The sequence below is a fragment of the Micromonospora sp. NPDC047521 genome (genome assembly GCF_055587305.1).
On the sequence record NZ_JBVJGN010000002.1, the window covers coordinates 203,133 to 223,047 of the forward strand.

A 19,915-nucleotide genomic window follows, 5' to 3' on the forward strand; every position below is an offset into this window, starting at 1 on the left:
TCGCTCACTCCTCGCGCTCGCATCAGTGAGCTCCAACCAGCTGCTTGTCCGACAGCTTCGGCGCGGTACGTCCCTCGATGTAGTCGAGGTAGTCCTGCTTGAAGTACTTCAGCGACGAGGTCACCGAGCTGGTCGCGCCGTCGCCGAGGCCGCAGAACGAACGACCGAGGATGTTGTCGCAGGTGTCCAGAAGGGTGTCCAGATCCTCGTGGGTGCCCTGACCGGCGAGGATCCGCCGGTAGACCCGGACCATCCAGTAGTTGCCCTCGCGGCACGGGGTGCACTTGCCGCACGACTCGTGGTGGTAGAACTCCAGCCACCGGTACGTCGCGTAGACCGGGCAGTCCTGGTCGGAGAAGATCTGGGTCGCCGTGGTGCCCAGGATCGAGCCGGCCGCCGCCACCCCCTCGAAGTCCAGTGGCACGTCGAGGTGCTCGGCGGCGAGCAGCGGCGTCGACGACCCACCGGGCGTCCAGAACCGCAGGTTGTGACCGGGCTGCATCCCGCCGGCCAGCTCCAGCAGCTCGCGCAGCGTGACACCCATCGAGCACTCGTACTGGCCGGGGTTCGCGACCCGGCCGGACAGCGAGTAGATCATCGGCCCGGAGGACTTCTCGGTGCCCATGCTCTTCCACCAGTCGGCGCCACCGAGCACGATCGGCGGCACGCTGGCGATGGTGCCGACGTTGTTCACCACCGTCGGGCTGGCGTACAGGCCGTGGGTGGCCGGGAACGGCGGGCGCAGCCGGGGCTGACCCCGGAACCCTTCGAGCGAGTCCAGCAGCGCCGTCTCCTCGCCGCAGATGTACGCCCCGGCGCCGGAGTGCACCACCAGCTCCAGGTCGTAGCCGCTGCGCAGAATGTTCCGGCCGAGGTAGCCCTTGTCGTACGCCTCCTGGACCGCGCTGCGCAGTCGGCGCGCGGCGTGCACCGCCTCGCCCCGGATGTAGATGTAGGCGCGGCTGGCCCGGATCGCGTACGAGGCGATAATGACGCCCTCGACGAGCGCGTGCGGGTCGTGGGTCATCAGCGGCAGGTCCTTGCACGTGCCCGGCTCGCCCTCGTCGGCGTTGACCACCAGGTAGTGCGGCTTGCCGTCGCCCTGCGGGATGAAGCCCCACTTGAGTCCGGTGGGGAAGCCCGCGCCGCCACGGCCGCGCAGACCCGAGTCCTTGATCAGCTGGATCAGGTCGTCCGGGTGGGCCTTGAGCGCCTTGCGCAGCGCGGCGTAGCCGTCGAGCTGCTCGTAGGTGCCGATCCGCCAGGCGTCCGGCGACAGCCAGCGCTTGGTCAGCACCGGCGTCAGCTTGGCCAACGTCTCCGGTCGGGGAGTGGTCACTTCTGGGCCCCCGTTTCGTTCGCGCCGGCGGAGTTCGCGCCATCGGTGCCCGCCGACGCTTCGTTGAGGTTGCGCTCCTGCGCGCCTGTGGAGTCACCGGCGGGCTTCCCGTCGCCGGCGGGCGCGTTGGCCGCCGCGCCGGCGGCCTCCGCCTCCCGCGCGTCGCGCGAGGCCGGCGGCGAGGTCTCCGTCGGAACCTTGGTGCCTGGTGCGTCCGGAACTGCGGTGTCCGCGTCCGGTTGCCGGGTCTCGGCGGTACGCACCTGCGGCGACTTGTCGTCAGGCGCCTTCACGTCCGGAGCGGTGCTGCCCGTCACGGACTCCGGCTTCGCCGGCTCGGCGACGCCTGCCGCGCCCGTCGGGGCGGACGCTCCGTCGCCGCCCTTGACCGGAGCCGCGCTGGCCTCGGCGGGCGCCGGCTTGGCGGCCTCCACCTTCGCCTTCGCCTCGGCGGCGGCCTTGTCGGCCTCGGCCTTGCTGCGGATCGGGGTGTTCGGGTCGAAGCCCGGCACCGAGACGCCGTGCTGCTGGGCCAGCCGCAGACCGCGCAGGGTGGGCTCGCCCGGCCCGCCGTCGGCGACCGCGCCGTCGCGCTCGTCGGCGAAACCGGCGAGCTGCACCGCCATCTCCTTGAGCGTGCAGAGCCGCGCGCCACGGGTCGGCATCGGCCGACCTCCCGCGCGCAGCTCGTCGACCACTCCGACAGCCGTCGACGGGTCGACCCCGTCGAAGAAGTCGTAGTTGACGGTCATCACCGGGCCGTAGTCGCACGCCGCCAGGCACTCGGCGTGCTCAAGCGTGATCGTGCCGTCGGCGGTGGTCTCGTCGTGCCCGACGCCCAGGTGCTCGGAGAGCGTGTCGTAGACCTCCTGGCCACCGAGCACGTTGCACATCGTGTTGGTGCAGACGCTTACCAGGAAGTCACCTGTCGGCTTGCGCTTGTACATGGTGTAGAAGGTGGCCACGGCGCCCACCTGGGCCTTGTTCAGCCCGAGCACCTCGGCGCAGAACGCCACGCCGGCCGGGGAGACGTACCCCTCCTCGGCCTGGACCAGGTGCAGCAGCGGCAGCAGCGCCGAGCGGGACCGGTCCGCCGGGTAACGGGCGATGATCTCGCGCGCCCGCTCGCGGGTCTCGTCGGTGAAAGTCGTCATCGGTCACAACCACCCATCACGGGGTCCAGCGAGGCGCCACCGGCGATCACGTCGGCGATCAGGCCACCCTCGGCCATCGCCGGGAGGGCCTGGAGATTGACGAAGCTCGGCTCCCGGTAGTGCACCCGGTACGGCCGCGTGCCACCGTCGGAGACCGCGTGCACGCCCAACTCGCCGCGCGGCGACTCGATGCCGACGTACACCTGGCCCGGCGGAACCCGGAAGCCCTCGGTGACGAGCTTGAAGTGGTGGATCAGCGACTCCATCGACTGACCCATGATCTTCGCGACGTGCTCCAGCGAGTTGCCCATACCGTCCACGCCGATGGCCAGCTGCGCCGGCCAGGCGATCTTGCGGTCGGCGACCATCACCGGGCCCGGCTTCAACCGGTCCAGTGCCTGCTCGACAAGCTTCATCGACTCGCGGATCTCGGCGAGGCGCACCTGGTAGCGGCCCCACACGTCACCGTCGGGGTGGGTCGGCACGTCGAACTCGTACGTCTCGTAGCCGCAGTACGGCATCGTCTTGCGCAGGTCCCAGGCGAGGCCGGCGGAGCGCAGCACCGGGCCGGTGACGCCGAGTGCCACGCAGCCGGTCACGTCGAGAACCGCCACGTTCTTCGTACGCTCCAGCCAGATCGGCTGACCGGAGAGCAGGTCCTCGTACTCCTTGAGCTTCTTCGGCATCATCTTGAGGAACTCGCGGATCTTGACGATCGCCTCGTCCGGCACGTCCTGCGCGACACCGCCCGGCCGGACGTACGCGTGGTTCATCCGCAGGCCGGTGATGGTCTCGAAGATGTCGAGGATGTACTCCCGCTCGCGGAAGCCGTACAGCATGATCGAGATCGCGCCCAGCTCCATGCCCGTGGTGGCCAGCCAGACCAGGTGCGACGAGATCCGGTTGAGCTCCATCATCAGCACGCGGATGGTGGTGGCCCGCTCGGTGATGTCGTCGGTGATCCCGAGCAGCTTCTCGACCGCGAGGGCGTACGCCGTCTCATTGAAGATCGGCGCGAGGTAGTCCATCCGGGTCACGAACGTCGAACCCTGCACCCAGTTGCGGTACTCGAGGTTCTTCTCGATGCCTGTGTGCAGGTAGCCGACGACGGAACGGGCCTCGCGGACCGTCTCGCCCTCCAGCTCCAGGATCAGCCGCAGCACGCCGTGCGTGGACGGGTGCTGCGGACCCATGTTGACGACGATGCGCTCGTCGTTGATCGGGTCGGTGCCCGAGACGATCGTGTCCCAGTCACCGCCGGTGACTGTGAAGACGCGACCCTCGGTGGTCTCACGCTCGGTCGCGTAGTTCGACGTGGTCACTGGTAGGACCTCCTACGGTCCGGCGGTGGGATTTCCGCGCCCTTGTACTCGACGGGAACGCCGCCGAGCGGGTAGTCCTTGCGCTGCGGGTGGCCCTCCCAGTCGTCCGGCATGAGGATCCGGGTCAGGTTGGGGTGGCCGTCGAAGACGATGCCGAACATGTCGTACGCCTCCCGCTCCTGCCAGTCCGCGGTCGGGTAGACCGCCGTCACGCTGGGCAGGTGCGGGGCTTCGACGGAGACCGCGGCCTCCAGTCGCACCCGACGCCGGTAGGTCATCGAGGTGAGCTGGTAGATCACGTGCAGGCGACGCTCGTCGGCGCCGAGGTAGTCCACCCCGGACACCGAGGAGCACAGTTCGAAGCGCAGCGCCATGTCGTCGCGCATCACCTGGCAGACCTCGGCGATCCGCTCGGGGCGTACGTGCAGGGTCAGCTCACCCCTGTCGACGACCACCTTCTCGATCGCGTCGCCGAAGGCCGGGTACGCCTCCTCCAGCGCGTCGCGCACCTCGTCGAAGTAGCCGCCGTACGGGCGGGCGGCCTCCTCGATGGGCTGGCGCGGGCGGACCAGGCCGCCGTAGCCGGACACGTCACCGGAGCCCTGGTTGCCGAACATCCCCCGCCCGGCCGGGCTGGCCGGAGGCAACTCGGCGGGAGCGCCACTGGAGGCGCCGGCCGGCACCACCGGCAGCGGTACGCCGCCGTCGTTGGGCTTGTCCGTGGGTGACGTCATTTGGGGCCTGCCTGCGGGTGGAGGTGGTTCTGGGCGTTCATCCAGTTCTCGATCCGCAACTGCTCCTCGCGCCCCTCACGGACCGCCTTGGTCCACTCGGCACGCCGGGCCTTGTCGTTGCGGTACGAGGACGGCATGGAGCCGTAGGGGACGACCGGGACGTCGCCGCGCTCCTGCCGGGCCGCCAGCATCTTGCGGCCGTTCGGGCCGAGCGGCTCGTACATGATCTTCTCGCGGAGCTTGAGGATCGCGTCGATGAGCATCTCGGGGCGGGGCGGGCAGCCGGGCAGGTACATGTCGACCGGCACCACGTGGTCGACGCCCTGCACGATCGCGTAGTTGTTGAACATGCCGCCGCTGCTGGCGCAGACGCCCATCGAGAGCACCCAGCGGGGCTCGGCCATCTGGTCGTAGATCTGCCGCAGCACCGGGGCCATCTTCTGACTCACCCGGCCGGCGACGATCATCAGGTCGGCCTGCCGGGGCGAGGCCCGGAAGACCTCCATGCCCCAGCGACCCATGTCGTAGTGCGGACCACCGGCGGCCATCATCTCGATGGCGCAGCAGGCCAGGCCGAAGGTGGCGCCCCACACGGACGACTTCCGGGACCAGTTGACCAGCTTCTCCACCGAGGTGAGCAGGACGCCGGCGGGAAGCTTCTCCTCGATGCCCATCTGACGTTCCTTCCTCAGTCCCAGTCCAGGCCGCCGCGACGCCACACGTAGGCGTACGCGACGAAGACCGCGACGATGAACAGGACCATCTCCACGAAGCCGAAGATCGGCAGGGCGTCGAACGAGACCGCCCAGGGGTAGAGGAAGATGATCTCGATGTCGAAGACGATGAAGAGCATCGCCGTCAGGTAGAACTTGATCGGGAACCGCCCACCGCCGACCGGCTGGGGGCTGGGCTCGATGCCGCACTCGTAAGCCTCGAGTTTGGCCTTGTTGTAACGACGTGGACCGGCGAAGCGGGCGGCGCCAACGGAGAACAGCGAGAACGCCGCGGCGAGGGCGAACAGCCCGATGATCGGTGCGTAAGGCGAGAGCGACATCGTTTTCTCCTGCTCGTCCTTCCCTGCCCTCGGTGCTTGACGAAAATCACACTATTCACGTCCCTCGCGGTGGCTGCCGGCGGGGGTCGATCTTTGTCGGCATCGGTGCTGTGACCAGCACCGATGCCGTCCTACTTACACAGCTGGCGCGGCCTTCGTCATCGCATTGATGACCCGGTCCATCGCGTCCCCGCCACGCGGGTCGGTCAGATTGGCCAGCAGCTTGAGTACGAAACGCATCAGCGTGGGATGCGGCATGCCGTGCTTCGTGGCGATCCGCATGATCTCCGGACGGCCGATCAGCTTCACGAAAATGCCGCCGAGTCGGTAGTAGCCGCCGAGGCGGGCCTTCAGCTCGTTCGGGTACGCCATCAGCGCCCGCTCGCGCTCCGGCCCGGCCGGCCGCGCGAGCGCCTGCACGGCGACCTCCGCCGCCAGTTCGCCGGACTCCATCGCGTACGCGATGCCCTCGCCGTTGAACGGGTTGACCATGCCGCCGGAGTCGCCGACCAGCATGACGCCGCGGGTGTAGTGCGGCACCCGGTTGAAGCCCATCGGCAGGGCGGCGCCGAGGATCGGGCCGTCGGCGTTGGTCTCGTCGGTCATCCCCCAGTCGGCGGGGGTGTTGGCGAGCCAGTCGGTGAGCAGCCGGCGGTAGTTGGTCTTGCCGAACGCGGAGGACGAGTTGAGCACGCCGAGGCCGACGTTCACCCGCCCGTCACCGAGCCCGAAGATCCAGCCGTACCCGGGCAGCAGATTGTCGCCGCTGTCCTTGCTGCGCAGCTCCAGCCACGACTCCAGGTAGTTGTCGTCGTGCTTGACCGGTGAGCGGTAGTAGCGGCGGACGGCCACGCCGATCGGCCGGTCCTCCCGCTTGGCCAACCCGAGCGCGAGCGGGAACCGACCGGAGACCCCGTCGGCCGCCACGACGAGCGGCGCGTGGAAGGTCGTCGGCTCCTTGCCGGGACCCACCTCCGCCTCGACCCCCGTCACCCGGCCGTCGCCGTCGAGCACGGGGCCCAGCACGTTGACGTTGGTACGCAGCTTGGCGCCGGCGGCCACCGCCCGCTGGGCGAGCAGGTCGTCGAAGTCCAGTCGGGTGCGCACCAGCCCGTAGTTGGGGAAGCTCGCCAGCTCCGGCCAGTCCAGTTCCAGGCGTACGCCGCCGCCGATGACCCGCAGGCCCTTGTTGTGCAGCCAGCCGGCCTCGGGTGAGGTGTCCACACCCATCCGGACGAGCTGGCGCACGGCGCGCGGGGTCAACCCGTCGCCGCAGACCTTCTCCCGGGGGAACTCGGTCTTCTCCAACAGCAGCACCCGTACGCCATGCCGGGCCAGGTGGTACGCCGTCGCCGATCCACCGGGACCGGCGCCCACGACGATGACGTCGGCGTCATGTTCCACCGCGGTCATTCGCGCCTCCTCCCGCACGCTCGTGAAATGCTTCACAAGCCAGACGGGACGAGTGTATGACCGGCGTCATACCAGCGCAGGATCAGGGGTACCTAACTCGCCGATGTGACAGTCGAGGACTGTCCACAGCAGTCGAGTGTCAGGCCGGGCTGGGCGCGTCCAGACCCGCGTCGACGCGGATCGTCTCCGGCAGGTGCTCGCGCAGCGCGCCTCCGGCCGCCCGGTCCAGCGCGGCCAGCACCTGGGCGACCACCTGCCGGACCTCCGCCGGGTCGGCGCCGGCCAGCGCGCGGAGCTGCGCGATGAGTTCGGCAGCGTCGTCGTCGGTGGCGGCCACCGGGTCCGCCCGGTCTGCTCCGGTCATGCGGACGAGCGTACGGGGCAAAGTGGACTAAAGCCGGATATTCACGAATTGTGCGCGCGGGATAGCGGACCTACTCGCGGATTCCCCGGTGCAGGGCGACCACGCCGCCGGTCAGGTTGCGCCACGCCACCCGACCCCAACCCGCCGCGGCGACCCGCCCGGCGAGGGCGGCCTGGTCCGGCCAGGCCCGGATCGACTCGGCCAGGTAGACATACGCCTCGGGGTTGCTGGAGACCGTGCGGGCCACCGCGGGCAGGGACCGCATCAGGTACGACAGGTACACCGTCCGGAAGGCCGGGTTGACCGGGGTGCTGAACTCACACACCACCAGCCGCCCACCGGGGCGGGTCACCCGGGCCAGCTCGCGCAGGGCCGCGTCGGTGTCGTTGACGTTGCGCAAGGCGAACGAGATGGTCACCGCGTCGAAGCTCGCGTCCGCGAACGGCAGCCGGAGCGCGTCACCGGCCAGCAACGGCACCTGCGGTCGGGCCCGCTTGCCCGCGTACAGCATGCCCAGCGACAGGTCCGCACCCACCGCGTACGCCCCGGACTGCGCCAGCTCCAGCGTCGAGACACCGGTGCCCGCGCCCACGTCCAGCACCCGCTCGCCCGGTCGCAACCCGAGCGCCGCCCGGGTGGACCGACGCCAGGAACGGTCCTGGCCGAAGGAGAGCACCGTGTTGGTCAGGTCGTAACGCTCCGCCACGCCGTCAAACATCGCGGCGACCTCGTGCGGCTGCTTGTCCAGGCTGGCTCGCTGGCCCTGCGGGGTACGGCTCACCCCTCCACTCTGCCAGCCACGCCCCGACGGTCGACCGCTGGGTCCGCGTACCCCCGGGGTGCGGGAACCGGCGCGGCCCGGCCGGGGACGCGAAAGGGCGGGGTGGTCGCCCACCCCGCCCCCGCGTCGCTGCTACGTCAGTCGGTCGACTTCTCGTCGCCCGGGGTGACCAGGACGACCTTGCGGCGGCGGGAGAGCACCAGCAGTGCCCCACCCACGAGCAGGATCAGACCGCCGATGCCACCGATCAGGCCGGCCTGCACACCTGTCACCGGCAGTCCTCCGCCCGCACCGCCGCCGGCACCCGGCGAGGTGGTCGCTCCCGGCGTCGGCGTCACGGTCGGCGTGGCCGTCGGGGTCGGCTGCGCGCGGAGGTCGACGAACGCCTCGAAGGTCGTGTGGTTGTCCAGCACGTCGACCTCGGTGAAGGTCTTGCGCTGCGTGGAGGTGGCCGCCTTCGGCTCCTGCTCCGGCTTGCCCTCGGCGGCGTCCAACCCGTACCCGAAGAGATCACCCTCGTGCAGGATCGGCTCGGTCACGCCGTCGCCGACGGTCACCTGGACGTCGGCGGTGTAGTACTGCCCGGGCTTGACGACCGCGCCGGCGTCCTCGCAGAACAGCTGCTGCTTGCCCAGGTAGACCTGCTCGAGGCAGCCCTGTGGCTTCTTCGCGAAGGTGACGCCCACCGGCAGGGTCAGGCCGAAGAAGATGCCTGTGGCCTTGCGGCTGCCGTCGTTGTAGACGGCCCAGTCCAGCGGCACCGTCGCCCCACGGGGGACCGGCTTGAGGTCGGGCTCGTCGATGACGGCGCCGTTGACCACGACGTTGGCCTGCACATCCTGCGCCCAGGCGGTCAGGTCGTAACCGGGCTTCGCGACGGTGATCGGCACCTCGACGGTGTCGTCCTCGATGTTGTTCTGCGGGGTCGTGGTGGTGACGCCGACGCCCAGCACCCCGCCGTCCCCACGGCCGCCCGTGCTGAAAAGCGGGATGCCGAAGTCCTCGCTGGTGCCGGCCGGCAGATCGCCGAGGGGGCAGCTGTAGATGCCGGTGGTGCTGAGCACGCAGTCGGCGGGAGGGACCAGGCCGACCCGCTTGCGCCTCAGCTCACGGGTGTCCACCCGGACGACGACGTTCTTGGCGTCGGCGGTGCCGGAGTTGGTCACTGTGAACTTGAACGGCTTCGCGCGCGCCGCGTCGACACCCTTGGCAAGGGTCGTACTGATCGGTTGCAGGCTGATCTCGGCCGTGTCGGCGGCGTGCGCCGGGGCGGCGACGGTGGCCAGGCCACCGGCCGCCAGCAGGGCCACGACGCCGGCACGAGCCAGCGCCGAGCGGTGGAACGCGGTCATCAGTCCCCCGGGGGATAGGGAAATCAGTGGTTGCGGAACCGGGGGGACGTTATCGAAGGTCGATGTCCCACGCCAGCGGCGCGCACCACTTCCAGCCGTCCGGTCCGGACCCGGAGACGGCACGGGCGGGATGGTGACCCATCCCGCCCGTACCGCCGTGCGTTATGTGGACGACCCTCACGGGCCGATGGAGGACAGCCCCGACCAGGACCATCAGACCATCCGCCAGCAGCAGGGTCGCGCCGATTTCGTCGATCCACGGTGGCGACGGATACGAGCCGGGACGCTAGCCGCCGACGATCATCTCCACCAGCCCCGGACGGGACAGCCGGACGTTGCGACGGCCGGGACCACCCGTACCGGCCACCGTGGTCGGGCGGGAGCACGAGCCCCGGTCAGCCGAACGGCCGGGTCAGTTGACCTCGACGAGGGGCAGCGACCGGCCAGCCCCACCGCCCGGCAGGGCGATCGAGGAGAAGTGCGAGACCACCCGCTCGTCGGTCGGGTCGTCGGCAGGCGTGTGGTGCACGGCGAGCCGGTTGTAGAGCGTGTCCCGCTGCGCGGGGATCCGGTCCGCCGAGCGGATCATGCCGATCAGCTCGTGCAGGTTGGAGCGGTGCCGCGCGCCCGCCGAGGAGATCACGTTCTCCTCCAGCATGATCGACCCGAGGTCGTCCACGCCCATGTGCAGGGAGAGCTGCCCGACGTCCTTGCCTGTGGTCAGCCAGGACGCCTGGAGGTGCGGGACGGTCTCGAAGAACAGTCGGGCCACCGCGACGAGGCGCAGGTACTCGAGCGTGGTCGCCTGCGTGCGGCCCTTGAGGTGGTTGTTCTCCGGCTGGTACGTCCACGGGATGAACGACCGGAAACCGCGGGTGCGGTCCTGCACGTCACGGATCATCCGCAGGTGCTCGATCCGCTCGGCGTGCGTCTCACCGGTGCCCATCATCATGGTGGCCGTCGACTCGATGCCCTGCCGGTGGGCCAGCTCCATGACCTCCAACCAGCGCTCGCCCGACTCCTTGAGCGGTGCGATGGCCTTGCGCGGACGCTCCGGCAGCATCTCCGCGCCGGCACCCGCGATCGAGTCCAGACCGGCGGTCTTGATGCGCGCGATGGCCTCGTCCAGGCTCACCCCGGACACCTTGGCCATGTGCAGGATCTCGCTCGGGCCGATCGAGTGGATGGCGAGCTGCGGGTACGCCTGCTTGACCGAGGAGAACAACTCCTCGTAGTACTCCACGCCGTAGTCCGGGTGGTGCCCGCCCTGGAGCATCACCTGGGTCGCGCCCAGCTCGACCGCCTCGCCGCACCGGCGCAGGATCTCCTCGGTCGGGTGGGTCCACCCCTCGGAGTGCTTGGGCGCGCGGTAGAAGGCGCAGAACTTGCACGCCGTCACGCAGACGTTCGTGTAGTTGATGTTGCGATCGATCAGGTAGGTGACGACGTTGTCCGGGTAGCGCCGCCGGCGCACCGCGTCCGCCGCCTCGCCCAACGCGTGGAAGGGCGCCTCGGTGTAGAGCAGCAGGGCCTCCTCGGGCGTGACCCGCCCGCCGTCCGCGCCGCGCTGCAGGATGTCGTCGATCTCCCGGCTCACCGTCACCCCCTGAGCCTACGTCGGCGTCAACTCGTCTCGCTGACCTGGGGACGCTGATGTGATCCCCAACGGAGTGGGGTTATATTTACAAGATCAAAATATGTTGTAGATAGTCTATTGACATCTTATGCATCGGTCATGAAGATATCGCTGGGGTTGAGGGAGGCGAGATATGAGCGACACGGACACCGCTCCGGGCATCGCTGCCCGGTGTCGAGCCGACGGCGGATTAACGCAAGCAACTCTCGGCGAGTTACGGGACGAGTTGGGCTACCGGAAGCTCGGCCGTTGGGTTCTCGCGGAGATCGCCGAGACACTCAGAGCGACCGGCTTGGGCTTCTTCCCTCCAGAGCGACTCACTGCCGAAATCAACACCGAGCCGCGCCAGTGGCAGACGGTCTGGATTTACGTTCGGGATGGCGGGCCGCGGGCACGAGTGATCGATGCTGTGCTTCAGCCCGACGACTGCGATGTACGCGCGGAACTCGACGCCATCGGCACCAAGAACCCGGCAGCGCTGACACCTCAGCAGAAGTTGGACCGAATCCGGGACATCGTCAACGCGTAGGTCAGGGTCAGCGACCACCACAGGAAGGGTCCACGCGCCATGAACGCGCACGTCTTCGTGGACGAGACGAAGGAGCGAGGGCTTCTCGCCGCGGCGGCGGTCGTGCTTCCGGCGGACCTGGCCGCTGCCCGCCGGACCATTCGCAATCTGATCCTGCCCGGCCAGCGCCGCATCCACTTCCATAAGGAGAAGGACGATCGACGCCAACAAATAATCGCTGCCGTCGTCACACTGCCTGCGCACGCGGTGATCTTCGATGCAAGGAGACACCGTGACCCCAGGGTGGCGCGGGAGGCCTGCCTCGTCGAACTCGTGGAGCACGCCACGAAGATAAACGCCGCACGCCTCGTCCTGGAGCGTGATGATTCGACATTCCAAGCCGACCAGCGTCTGCTCTTCGAGCAGGTGAGGAAGTCGGGGACGTCCGGCAACCTGCGTTACGACCAACTGAGAGCCCACGAGGAGTGCCTGCTGGCCATTCCGGACGCATTGGCCTGGTGCTGGGCCAAGGGTGGCCGATGGAAGACGTCCGTGCAGCGCGTCGTCAGGGAGACGCGGCAGCTTTGACCAGGCCCGGGAAACGCGAGACCCGGCTCACCCACCGTCCGGAAGGCTGCCGGGTCCACTTCCTAGGAGCTAATGCCCCTGGCAGTTGCCAGGCTACCTTTGCCCGTCCCTCACGGACAAGGAATTGGGCCGTTCCAACTCCCGCGCCGGGACCAAACCGCCAGGGCGGAATGATCTAGGGCCGCCTCGCACCGTCACGGCAGCTGTCGGGTCTACTCAGCTTTCGCGAATCTCGACGTGTATGCCGTAGGTGTCCCGCAGCTCCGCCGCGAGCTCCGGCCCCACCCACGCCGGCACGTACGCCTCCCACCACGACCGCTCGGCACGCCCCGGCATCGGCTGCTCGGAGAGCAGCGCTCGGAACCGTTCGTCCGCCGCCCCGACCCGCTCCCGGACCCACAACAGCTGCGGGAAACCGAGCAACCGTTCGTCGGTCAGCACCCTCTCGATGGCGTCCCGGATGCTGAGGTCGAACCAGTACTCGTCGAGGTTGTCGTCGTACCCCTCCTCGCAGAACTCGACGAACTGCTCCCACCCCTCCACGTACCCGGTCGGACGCCGCCCGCCGGTGACCTCGGCGAACCGCTCGACGAACTCCCTGTCGTTCGGCGCCGTCATGCGTCGTAGTCGACAGTGAGCTTGTCGGTGGTCGGGCTGGACTGGCAGGTCAGCACGTAGCCGGCGGCCAACTCGTCGGGCTCCAGGGCGTAGTTGCGGGCCATCGTGACCGACCCGTCGACGACCTTCGCCTTGCAGGTCGAGCAGACACCGCCCTTGCAGGCGTACGGCAGTTCGCCGCGCACCTTCAGCGCGGCGTCCAGCACCCGCTCCTCGCGGCCCATCGTGAAGCTCGACGACCTGCCGTCCAGCACGATCGTCACCTCGGTGCCGGCACCCGGCTGGTCGACGGGGCGGCGCACCGGCTCCGGCGGGGTGTCGACGTGGAACAGTTCGGTGCGTACCGCCGACTCGGGCAGCCCCCGCGCGGTCAGCACGTCCCGGACGTCGACCACCATGCCGTACGGGCCGCAGAGGAACCACTCCTCGATCAGGTCGCCCGGCACGATCGTGCCCAGCAGACGCTCCAGCCGCTCGGCGTCGATCCGGCCGGAGAGCAGCGGCGACTCGCCCTGCTCCCGGGACAGCACGTGCACCAGGTGCAGCCGGGTGGGGTAGCGGTCCTTCAGGTCGGCCAACTCCTCGGCGAACATCACCGTGTTCGCCGTGCGGTTGCCGTACACCACTGTGAACGTGCTGGCCGGCTCGACGGCCAGGGCGGTCGCGACCAGCCCGAGCACCGGTGTGATGCCGGAGCCGGCGACGACCGCGCCGTAGTGGCGTACCCGGTCCGGCGCGAAGGCCGTCGTGAAGGTGCCGAGCGGCGGCAGCACCTCTACCGTGTCGCCGCCGCGCAGCGCTCCGCAGGCGAACGCCGAGAAGGCGCCGCCGGGGACCTCCCGCACCCCGATCCGCAACCGGCCGTGCCGGGTCAGGTCGTCGGGGGTGGAACAGATGGAGTACGACCGGCGCACGTCCTCGCCGTCGTCGGTGACCCGCCGCACGGTGAGGTGCTGGCCGGCGCGGAACGCGAAGGTCTCCCGCAGATCCTCGGGTACGGCGAAGGTCACCGCCACGGAGTCGTCGGTGAGCCTGTCGACTGCGGCGACGGACAGCGGGTGGAAGACCGGCCGGCGGCGGACCGGGCGGGTGATGGTGACAGTCACAGCGCCTTCAGGTGGTCGAAGGGTTCGGAGCAGGAACGGCAACGCCACAGCGCCTTGCAGGCGGTCGAGCCGAACCTGCTGACCTGCTCGGTCTCCGGTGAGCCGCACTGCGGGCACCGGACCGCGAGGGTCAACGACACGACGCCGGGGGCGCGTACCGGCTCCGGCGGGGCGATCCCGGCGGCGGCGAGCTTGGCGCGCCCACCCTCGGAGATCCAGTCGGTGCTCCACGGTGGGCTGTAGACGGTCCGGACCTCCGCGTCGGCGTGGCCGGCGGCGGCGAGCGCCCGCCTGATGTCGGCCCGGATCACGTCCATCGCCGGGCAGCCCGTGTAGGTCGGGGTGATGGTGACGGTGATCCGGCCACTCGCCGGATCCTCCTCGACCGCCCGCAGGATGCCCAGCTCGTCGATGGTGATCACCCGGATCTCCGGGTCCACCACCGACGCGGCCGCGTCCCTGGGGTTCACCACGTCGCCCCGGGATGGGCGCGGTGCAGCACCTGCATCTCGGCCAGCAGGTAGGACAGGTGCTCGGTGTGCACACCGGCCCGGCCGCCGGCCGGCGCCCAGGCGCTCCCCGGCCGGGTCAGCGTCGCCTCGGTCAGCACCGCATCGACGGTCTCGTCGAACGCCTGCCGCAGGGTGGCCGGGTCGACAGGCGCCGCCGGGTCCGCGGTGAACAGCTCATGGGTGTACGGCCACACCTCGTCGACTGCCGACTGCATGCGACTGTGCGACTCCTCGGTGCCGTCGCCGAGCCGCTTCACCCACAGCGCGGCGTGGTCCAGGTGGTACGCCGACTCCTTGCGTGCCTTCGCGCCGATCGCGGCCAGCCGCTCGTCGCCGCAACCAGCAAGCGCCGTGTAGAGCGGAAGCTGGTACGCGGCCAGGAAGAACAGCTTCGCCATCGTCACCGCGAAGTCGCCGTTGGGCAGCTCGACCAGGAGCACGTTGCGGAACTCGCGGTCGTCGCGCAGGTACGCCAGCGCGTCCTCGTCCCGGCCCGCGCCCTCCAGCTCACCCGCGTACGACAGCAGCAGGCGCGCCGCGCCGAGCTGGTCGAGGGCGATGTTGGCCAGCGCGATGTCCTCTTCCATCTCCGGGGCGCGGGTGGTCCACTCGGCCAGCCGCTGCGCGGCGACCAACGCGTCGTCACCGAGGCCGAGAGCGAAGTCGAAGGGTCCGTTCACGCCGCCACCTCGCTGCGCTCGGCGGCGGCGCGAAGCGCCGCGTTGCTGAGCTGGCTGGTTCGCTCGCTCACAGGTGGGCCACCCCGTCCGGCACCTCGTAGAACGTGGGGTGGCGGTAGACCTTGTCGGCGGCCGGGTCAAAGAAGGCGTCCTTCTCGTCCGGGCTGGACGCGGTGATCGCGCCGGCCGGCACCACCCAGATCGACACGCCCTCCTGCCGCCGGGTGTAGAGATCCCGGGCGTTACGCAGGGCCAGTTCGGCGTCGGGGGCGTGCAGGCTGCCGACGTGGGTGTGCGACAGCCCGCGCCGGGCGCGCACGAAGACCTCCCACAGCGGCGAGTGTTCGGTGCTCACGCGGCCACCTTCTCCTTCTGTTCCGCCCGCTTGGCGGCGTACGCCGCGGCGGCCTCGCGTACCCATGCGCCGTCGGCGTGGGCGGCCCGCCGGTGCGCCATCCGCTCCCTGTTGCACGGCCCGTTGCCGGAGATCACCCGCATCAGCTCGTCGTAGTCCGGCTGGGTGTAGTCGTACGCCTGCCGCTCCTCGTTCCAGCGCAGGTCGTCATCGGGGATGCGCAGCCCGAGCACCTCGGCCTGCCCGACGCACATGTCGACGAAGCGCTGCCGCAGGTCGTCGTTCGAGAAACGCTTGATCTTCCAGGCCATCGACTGGGCGGAGTGCGTGGAGTCACCGTCCGGGGGGCCGAACATGGCGAGCGACGGATACCACCAGCGGTCCACCGCGTCCTGGGCCATGGCCTTCTGCCCGGCCGTGCCGTGCGCGAGGGTGTGCAGGATCTCGTAGCCCTGGCGCTGGTGGAACGACTCCTCCTTGCAGACCCGGATCATCGCCCGGGCGTACGGGCCGTAGGAGCAGCGGCACAGCGGCACCTGGTTGACGATCGCCGCGCCGTCCACCAGCCAGCCGATCGCGCCGACGTCGGCCCAGGTCAGGGTGGGGTAGTTGAAGATCGAGCTGTACTTCTGCTTCCCGTCCAGGAGCAGTTGGACAAGCTCGTCGCGGCTGATGCCGAGGGTCTCGGCGGCGGCGTACAGGTAGAGCCCGTGGCCCGCCTCGTCCTGCACCTTGGCCAGCAGGATCGCCTTGCGCTTGAGCGACGGCGCCCGGCTGATCCAGTTGCCCTCCGGCTGCATGCCGATGATCTCGGAGTGGGCGTGCTGGGCGATCTGCCGGATCAGCGTCCGGCGGTACGCCTCGGGCATCCAGTCGCGCGGCTCGATCTTCTGCTCGGCCCCCACCACGTCGGCGAAGTACGCGGCCAGGTCCTCGTCCGGCGCGGGTCCGCCGCGCCGCTCGCGCGCTGCCGCCGCGCGCAGGTCGGCCTCGGCCGCCTCGACCTCACCCAGCAGGCCGCCGCCGGGCGGGTCGTCCGGAGCGTCCGCCGGCGCGGAGAAGTCGTTGCCATACATGAGGACAAGTGTTACAGCTTGCGCCTTGATGCACCAGGGGGTGTAACAGGAAACCGGAGTCACCTTCGGTCACGAACAGGCGGTTTTTCCTCACGTTGCGCGACCCGTCGGTCTATGAGCTAGCTCACGGTCGAAAGATGAACCCTCTCAGAAGCCGCATACCGTGCCGATATCCCGTCTTCATTGCAAGTTGCCTGGTGTCGGGTTCTGGCGAGCCGCCGGTCCGGACGTAGACTTCTGCCGGTCACATCGATCGGCTGCCCAGAATCGCCGTCTCCACAGAGGCCACCTCCCCCGGCCTCGGCGATCGCACCCGGTCGCCCCGGACAACAAGCCGGTCCCCCCGGCCCTGACATCTGGAGCTCACCCAACTCATGCGATCTCGCGTGACCATGGTGCTCGCCGTCGCGGCGGTCCTGCTCGGTGGCGTCCTGCTGGTCCCCACCGCGTACGCCCGACTGGCCGACGGCACCAGCAGCGCAGGCGGAGGCGGCGGCGCCGCCTCGACAGTCGCCGCGCCCGCACCCACCCCACCACCGCCGCCCACCCTGGCGGCCGGCCCGGTGTCGGTGAGCTTCAAGGGCGAGTTCTTCTCATGGGCGCTGATGGACAGGCAGACCGGCAAGATCTCCGGATCGCCCAACATGACCTCGACCAGCTCCACCGAGTCGATGATCAAGGCGTGGATTGTCTCCGACTACCTGCGGCAGCTCGGTGACAGGGAGCCGCCCGCGGCGCTGAAGGAGGCGTCCCGGCTGGCCATCATCGACAGCAACGACGGCGCCGCCAACAAGGTCCACTCCGCCGCCGGTGGCTCGTACCGGGCCTCGACCAGCAGCACGCCCGACGCGGTGATCCAGCGGGCAATCAAGATCTGCGGGCTGACCGACACCAAGCGGGGCAACGTCAAGCCGTACACCGGCTACTGGAGCTTCACCCGGATGTCCCCCCGCGACGCCGTCCGGCTCGGCGACTGCATCGCCGACGGCAAGGCCGCCGGCCCGAAGTGGACGAAGTGGGTGCTCGACCAGATGAGCAAGGTCAGGGGCACCACCGCCGCCAAGGACCAGAAGGCAAGCTCGGGCGGCGGCCGATGGGGGATCATCGACGGCCTGCCCAAGTCGATCACCGCCCAGGGCCCGGTCAGCATGAAGAACGGCTGGACCCCCATCGCGTACGACGGCAACTGGCACGTCAACTGTCTGGCCGTCAACGGCAAGTGGAGCCTCGCGGTGATGCTGCGCTATCCGATCAGAAGTGGACTGGACTACGGGGCGCAGGTCTGCGCTAGCGTCGCCACCCAGTTGGTCACCCCGCAGCCGGGCGCCGCGCTGAAGGTGCCGCAGCAGCCCGTCGGGAGGCTCTGATGGCCGGCAACCGTCGGGTCGACAGGCGCGGCGGTGGTGAGGCGTCCCCACTCCGGTTGATCGCCATCGCGGTCATCCTGATCGGGCTGGTGCTGGTGTCGCTGCGACTGCTGCCCGGGTCGCCGTTCGAGTCGTCCGCCGCCGCCCGGTGGGGTGATTCCGGTACGCCCGGCGGCCGGTCCACAGGCACGGCCACCGACCGCAGCGCCCGCCAGCCGGCCGCGCCGTCACCCAGCCCCAGCCCGTCGCTGGAGCCGCTGCCGTTCGTGGCGAAGGATCTCAAGCTCGACATCGAGGGCTGGTACTCCTGGAGTGTGCTCGACCGTCGGACCGGAAAGATCATCGGTTCGAAGAACATGGGCGAGACCAGCACCACCGCCTCGATGATCAAGGCCTGGATCGTCGCCGACTACCTCCGCCGCGCGGCCGACAACGGTCAGACGCCGAGCGACGCGAAGCTCGCCGACGCGACGCGGATCATCAGGGACAGCGACAACACCCGCGCCGAGCAGTTCTACAACACGGTGGGCCGGGACGCCTCGATCAAGCGACTGATCTCCACGTGCAAGCTCACCGACAGCAGCGTCGCCCCCGACAAGGGCTGGTCCCGGACGGCACTCTCCCCGCGCGACACCGCCCGCCTGGGCAACTGCATCGCCACCGGCACGGCCGCCGGCCCGAAGTGGACCAAGTGGCTGCTCAACGAGATGAAGCTGGTGCGCGGCGCCGGTGACTTCGGCATCCGCAAGGCGTTCCCGGCCGACGAGCAGAAGCAGATCGCCATCAAGAACGGGTGGATCGACCGGACCAGGGAGCAGGAGATGCACATCAACTGCCTGGCCATCGGCGACACCTGGACGATGGGCGTGATGGTCAAGTACCCGATCGACATGGGCTACGACTACGGCATGAAGAACTGCGAGAAGATCACCGAGGCGCTGCTCCGCCCCGGCACCTGACCCCCAGCTCAACGCCAGCCGGCCGGCCGTGCCGGCTGGCGCGTGCCGGCGGCTGAGCCGGCTGGCGTGCCCGCCGGCTCAGCCGGCGAAGAACTCGGGGCCGCCGTCCGGCAGCTCCGGAACCTCCCCGAGCGCCGCGACCCGCCGGGCGAACTCTCGCAGCCCCGCGACCTGCCGGTCACCCAGCGAGAAGTCAAGGGTCCGGAAGTACGTGGCGAGCGTCGCGGCGTCGAACGTCTCCCACCGGGCAGCCGCCTCGGCGACCTGGTCCAGCTCGGCCAGGCACAGGTCACGCGAGCGTAGGAACGCCTCGTGGACCTCCTTGACCAGGCCCGGATGGGCGGCGGCGAAATCGCGGCGAACCGCCCAGACGGCGAAGACCATCGGCAGCCCACTCCACTCCCGCCACGCCTGACCGAGGTCGGTGACCGTGAGGCCGCGCTGCGGCGCGTCGTAGAGCGCCCGCAGCGCCACGTCCCCGATCAGCACACCGGCGTCGGCCTCCAGCAGCATCTGGGTCAGGTCCGGCGGGCAGCGGAAGTAGTCGGGCCGCACGTCGTACCGCTCGGCGAGCAGCAGCTGGGCCAGCATCACCCCGGTGCGGGACGTCGAGCCGAGCGCGACCTTCGCGCCGTCCAGCTCGGCGAGGGGCCTGGTCGAGACCAGGTTGACCGAGAGCACCGGCCCATCGCTGCCCACCGCCAGGTCCGGCAGGAGGAGCAGCTCGTCGGCGTGCCGCAGGTACTCCATGAGCGTGATCGGGCCGATGTCGAGGTCACCGGCGACAAGCGCCGCGCTCAACCGGTCCGGCGAGTCCTTGTGCAGGTCGACGTCGAGGAGGGCACCCGAGCGCATCAGGCCCCAGTAGATCGGCAGGCAGTTCAGGAACTGGATGTGCCCTACTCGCGGGCGTGCGATGCGCTCAGCCATGACCCGACCGTATCCCCGGCGTTCCGGCGGGGCTCGGCGGGCCGGCCCGGAGTGGCCAAGCCCGCAT

The 19,915-nt window shown here is 69.7% G+C and carries 22 protein-coding genes; 4 read left to right on the forward strand and 18 right to left on the reverse strand.

The annotated features are described in order from the left end of the window. Positions 1–22: 22 nt before the first annotated feature. From nuoF to mqnC, 11 genes are all read right to left on the reverse strand, one after another. Positions 23–1,339: an NADH-quinone oxidoreductase subunit NuoF gene (gene nuoF, locus ACZ6N8_RS04780; protein WP_466007562.1), complete on the reverse strand. Its 1,317-nt coding sequence runs from the start codon at positions 1,337–1,339 to the stop codon at positions 23–25. Then, a complete protein-coding gene (gene nuoE, locus ACZ6N8_RS04785) occupies positions 1,336–2,493 on the reverse strand; it encodes an NADH-quinone oxidoreductase subunit NuoE (RefSeq protein ID WP_466007564.1) in 1,158 nt (385 codons plus the stop codon). Before nuoE ends, nuoF begins: the two co-directional genes overlap by 4 nt. Further along, positions 2,490–3,815 carry an NADH-quinone oxidoreductase subunit D gene (locus ACZ6N8_RS04790; RefSeq protein ID WP_139585187.1) on the reverse strand — a complete coding sequence of 442 codons (1,326 nt, stop codon included), beginning with the start codon at positions 3,813–3,815 and terminating at the stop codon, positions 2,490–2,492. The genes nuoE and ACZ6N8_RS04790 overlap by 4 nt, the downstream gene beginning before the upstream one ends. After that, the gene (locus ACZ6N8_RS04795; RefSeq protein WP_466007566.1) at positions 3,812–4,549 is read right to left on the reverse strand and encodes an NADH-quinone oxidoreductase subunit C; all 738 of its coding nucleotides are present in this window, start codon (positions 4,547–4,549) and stop codon (positions 3,812–3,814) included. Before ACZ6N8_RS04795 ends, ACZ6N8_RS04790 begins: the two co-directional genes overlap by 4 nt. Next, entirely contained in the window at positions 4,546–5,223 is a 678-nt protein-coding gene (locus tag ACZ6N8_RS04800; RefSeq protein WP_466007568.1) for a NuoB/complex I 20 kDa subunit family protein, read from the reverse strand. The genes ACZ6N8_RS04795 and ACZ6N8_RS04800 overlap by 4 nt, the downstream gene beginning before the upstream one ends. A gap of 14 nt (positions 5,224–5,237) precedes the next feature. Continuing rightward, positions 5,238–5,603: an NADH-quinone oxidoreductase subunit A gene (locus ACZ6N8_RS04805; RefSeq protein ID WP_007454588.1), complete on the reverse strand. Its 366-nt coding sequence runs from the start codon at positions 5,601–5,603 to the stop codon at positions 5,238–5,240. Positions 5,604–5,738: 135 nt separating this feature from the next. Further along, positions 5,739–7,016 (reverse strand): geranylgeranyl reductase family protein, encoded by a 1,278-nt coding sequence (locus ACZ6N8_RS04810; RefSeq protein ID WP_364369231.1) that lies wholly within the window; start codon positions 7,014–7,016, stop codon positions 5,739–5,741. A gap of 139 nt (positions 7,017–7,155) precedes the next feature. Then, the gene (locus tag ACZ6N8_RS04815; RefSeq protein ID WP_466007570.1) at positions 7,156–7,380 is read right to left on the reverse strand and encodes a hypothetical protein; all 225 of its coding nucleotides are present in this window, start codon (positions 7,378–7,380) and stop codon (positions 7,156–7,158) included. A gap of 70 nt (positions 7,381–7,450) precedes the next feature. After that, on the reverse strand, positions 7,451–8,161 hold the full coding sequence (locus tag ACZ6N8_RS04820) for a demethylmenaquinone methyltransferase (protein WP_364369235.1): 711 nt from the start codon (positions 8,159–8,161) through the stop codon (positions 7,451–7,453). Between the two features lie 137 nt (positions 8,162–8,298). Beyond that, positions 8,299–9,513 (reverse strand): LPXTG cell wall anchor domain-containing protein, encoded by a 1,215-nt coding sequence (locus tag ACZ6N8_RS04825; RefSeq protein ID WP_466007573.1) that lies wholly within the window; start codon positions 9,511–9,513, stop codon positions 8,299–8,301. Between the two features lie 412 nt (positions 9,514–9,925). After that, positions 9,926–11,116 carry a cyclic dehypoxanthinyl futalosine synthase gene (gene mqnC / locus ACZ6N8_RS04830; protein WP_466007574.1) on the reverse strand — a complete coding sequence of 397 codons (1,191 nt, stop codon included), beginning with the start codon at positions 11,114–11,116 and terminating at the stop codon, positions 9,926–9,928. Between the two features lie 166 nt (positions 11,117–11,282). On the opposite strand from mqnC, the gene ACZ6N8_RS04835 reads away from it, so the two are divergent. Together ACZ6N8_RS04835 and ACZ6N8_RS04840 are read left to right on the forward strand one after the other, a co-directional pair. Next, positions 11,283–11,678, forward strand: a complete 396-nt coding sequence (locus tag ACZ6N8_RS04835; protein ID WP_466007576.1) for a hypothetical protein — start codon at positions 11,283–11,285, stop codon at positions 11,676–11,678. Positions 11,679–11,717: 39 nt separating this feature from the next. Then, entirely contained in the window at positions 11,718–12,245 is a 528-nt protein-coding gene (locus ACZ6N8_RS04840; protein WP_466007578.1) for a hypothetical protein, read from the forward strand. A gap of 216 nt (positions 12,246–12,461) precedes the next feature. Here the strand turns inward: ACZ6N8_RS04840 and ACZ6N8_RS04845 are convergent, their stop codons facing one another. From ACZ6N8_RS04845 to paaA, 6 genes are all read right to left on the reverse strand, one after another. After that, positions 12,462–12,863, reverse strand: coding sequence for a hypothetical protein (locus tag ACZ6N8_RS04845; protein WP_466007580.1), 402 nt, complete (start codon positions 12,861–12,863; stop codon positions 12,462–12,464). Further along, positions 12,860–13,969, reverse strand: a complete 1,110-nt coding sequence (paaE, locus tag ACZ6N8_RS04850; protein ID WP_466007582.1) for a 1,2-phenylacetyl-CoA epoxidase subunit PaaE — start codon at positions 13,967–13,969, stop codon at positions 12,860–12,862. The genes ACZ6N8_RS04845 and paaE overlap by 4 nt, the downstream gene beginning before the upstream one ends. Next, on the reverse strand, positions 13,966–14,442 hold the full coding sequence (gene paaD, locus ACZ6N8_RS04855) for a 1,2-phenylacetyl-CoA epoxidase subunit PaaD (protein WP_466007584.1): 477 nt from the start codon (positions 14,440–14,442) through the stop codon (positions 13,966–13,968). The genes paaE and paaD overlap by 4 nt, the downstream gene beginning before the upstream one ends. Further along, on the reverse strand, positions 14,436–15,161 hold the full coding sequence (gene paaC, locus ACZ6N8_RS04860; RefSeq protein ID WP_466007586.1) for a 1,2-phenylacetyl-CoA epoxidase subunit PaaC: 726 nt from the start codon (positions 15,159–15,161) through the stop codon (positions 14,436–14,438). Before paaC ends, paaD begins: the two co-directional genes overlap by 7 nt. Before the next feature lie 67 nt (positions 15,162–15,228). Next, positions 15,229–15,516, reverse strand: coding sequence for a 1,2-phenylacetyl-CoA epoxidase subunit PaaB (gene paaB, locus ACZ6N8_RS04865; protein ID WP_139585175.1), 288 nt, complete (start codon positions 15,514–15,516; stop codon positions 15,229–15,231). Then, positions 15,513–16,592, reverse strand: coding sequence for a 1,2-phenylacetyl-CoA epoxidase subunit PaaA (paaA, locus tag ACZ6N8_RS04870; RefSeq protein WP_466007587.1), 1,080 nt, complete (start codon positions 16,590–16,592; stop codon positions 15,513–15,515). The genes paaB and paaA overlap by 4 nt, the downstream gene beginning before the upstream one ends. Before the next feature lie 374 nt (positions 16,593–16,966). On the opposite strand from paaA, the gene ACZ6N8_RS04875 reads away from it, so the two are divergent. Continuing rightward, positions 16,967–17,959 (forward strand): hypothetical protein, encoded by a 993-nt coding sequence (locus ACZ6N8_RS04875; RefSeq protein WP_466007589.1) that lies wholly within the window; start codon positions 16,967–16,969, stop codon positions 17,957–17,959. Next, positions 17,959–18,918, forward strand: coding sequence for a serine hydrolase (locus ACZ6N8_RS04880; RefSeq protein ID WP_466007591.1), 960 nt, complete (start codon positions 17,959–17,961; stop codon positions 18,916–18,918). The genes ACZ6N8_RS04875 and ACZ6N8_RS04880 overlap by 1 nt, the downstream gene beginning before the upstream one ends. Positions 18,919–18,996: 78 nt before the next feature. On the opposite strand, the gene ACZ6N8_RS04885 is transcribed toward ACZ6N8_RS04880, so the two are convergent. Beyond that, positions 18,997–19,848, reverse strand: a complete 852-nt coding sequence (locus tag ACZ6N8_RS04885; RefSeq protein ID WP_387116404.1) for a menaquinone biosynthetic enzyme MqnA/MqnD family protein — start codon at positions 19,846–19,848, stop codon at positions 18,997–18,999. Positions 19,849–19,915: the final 67 nt, after the last annotated feature.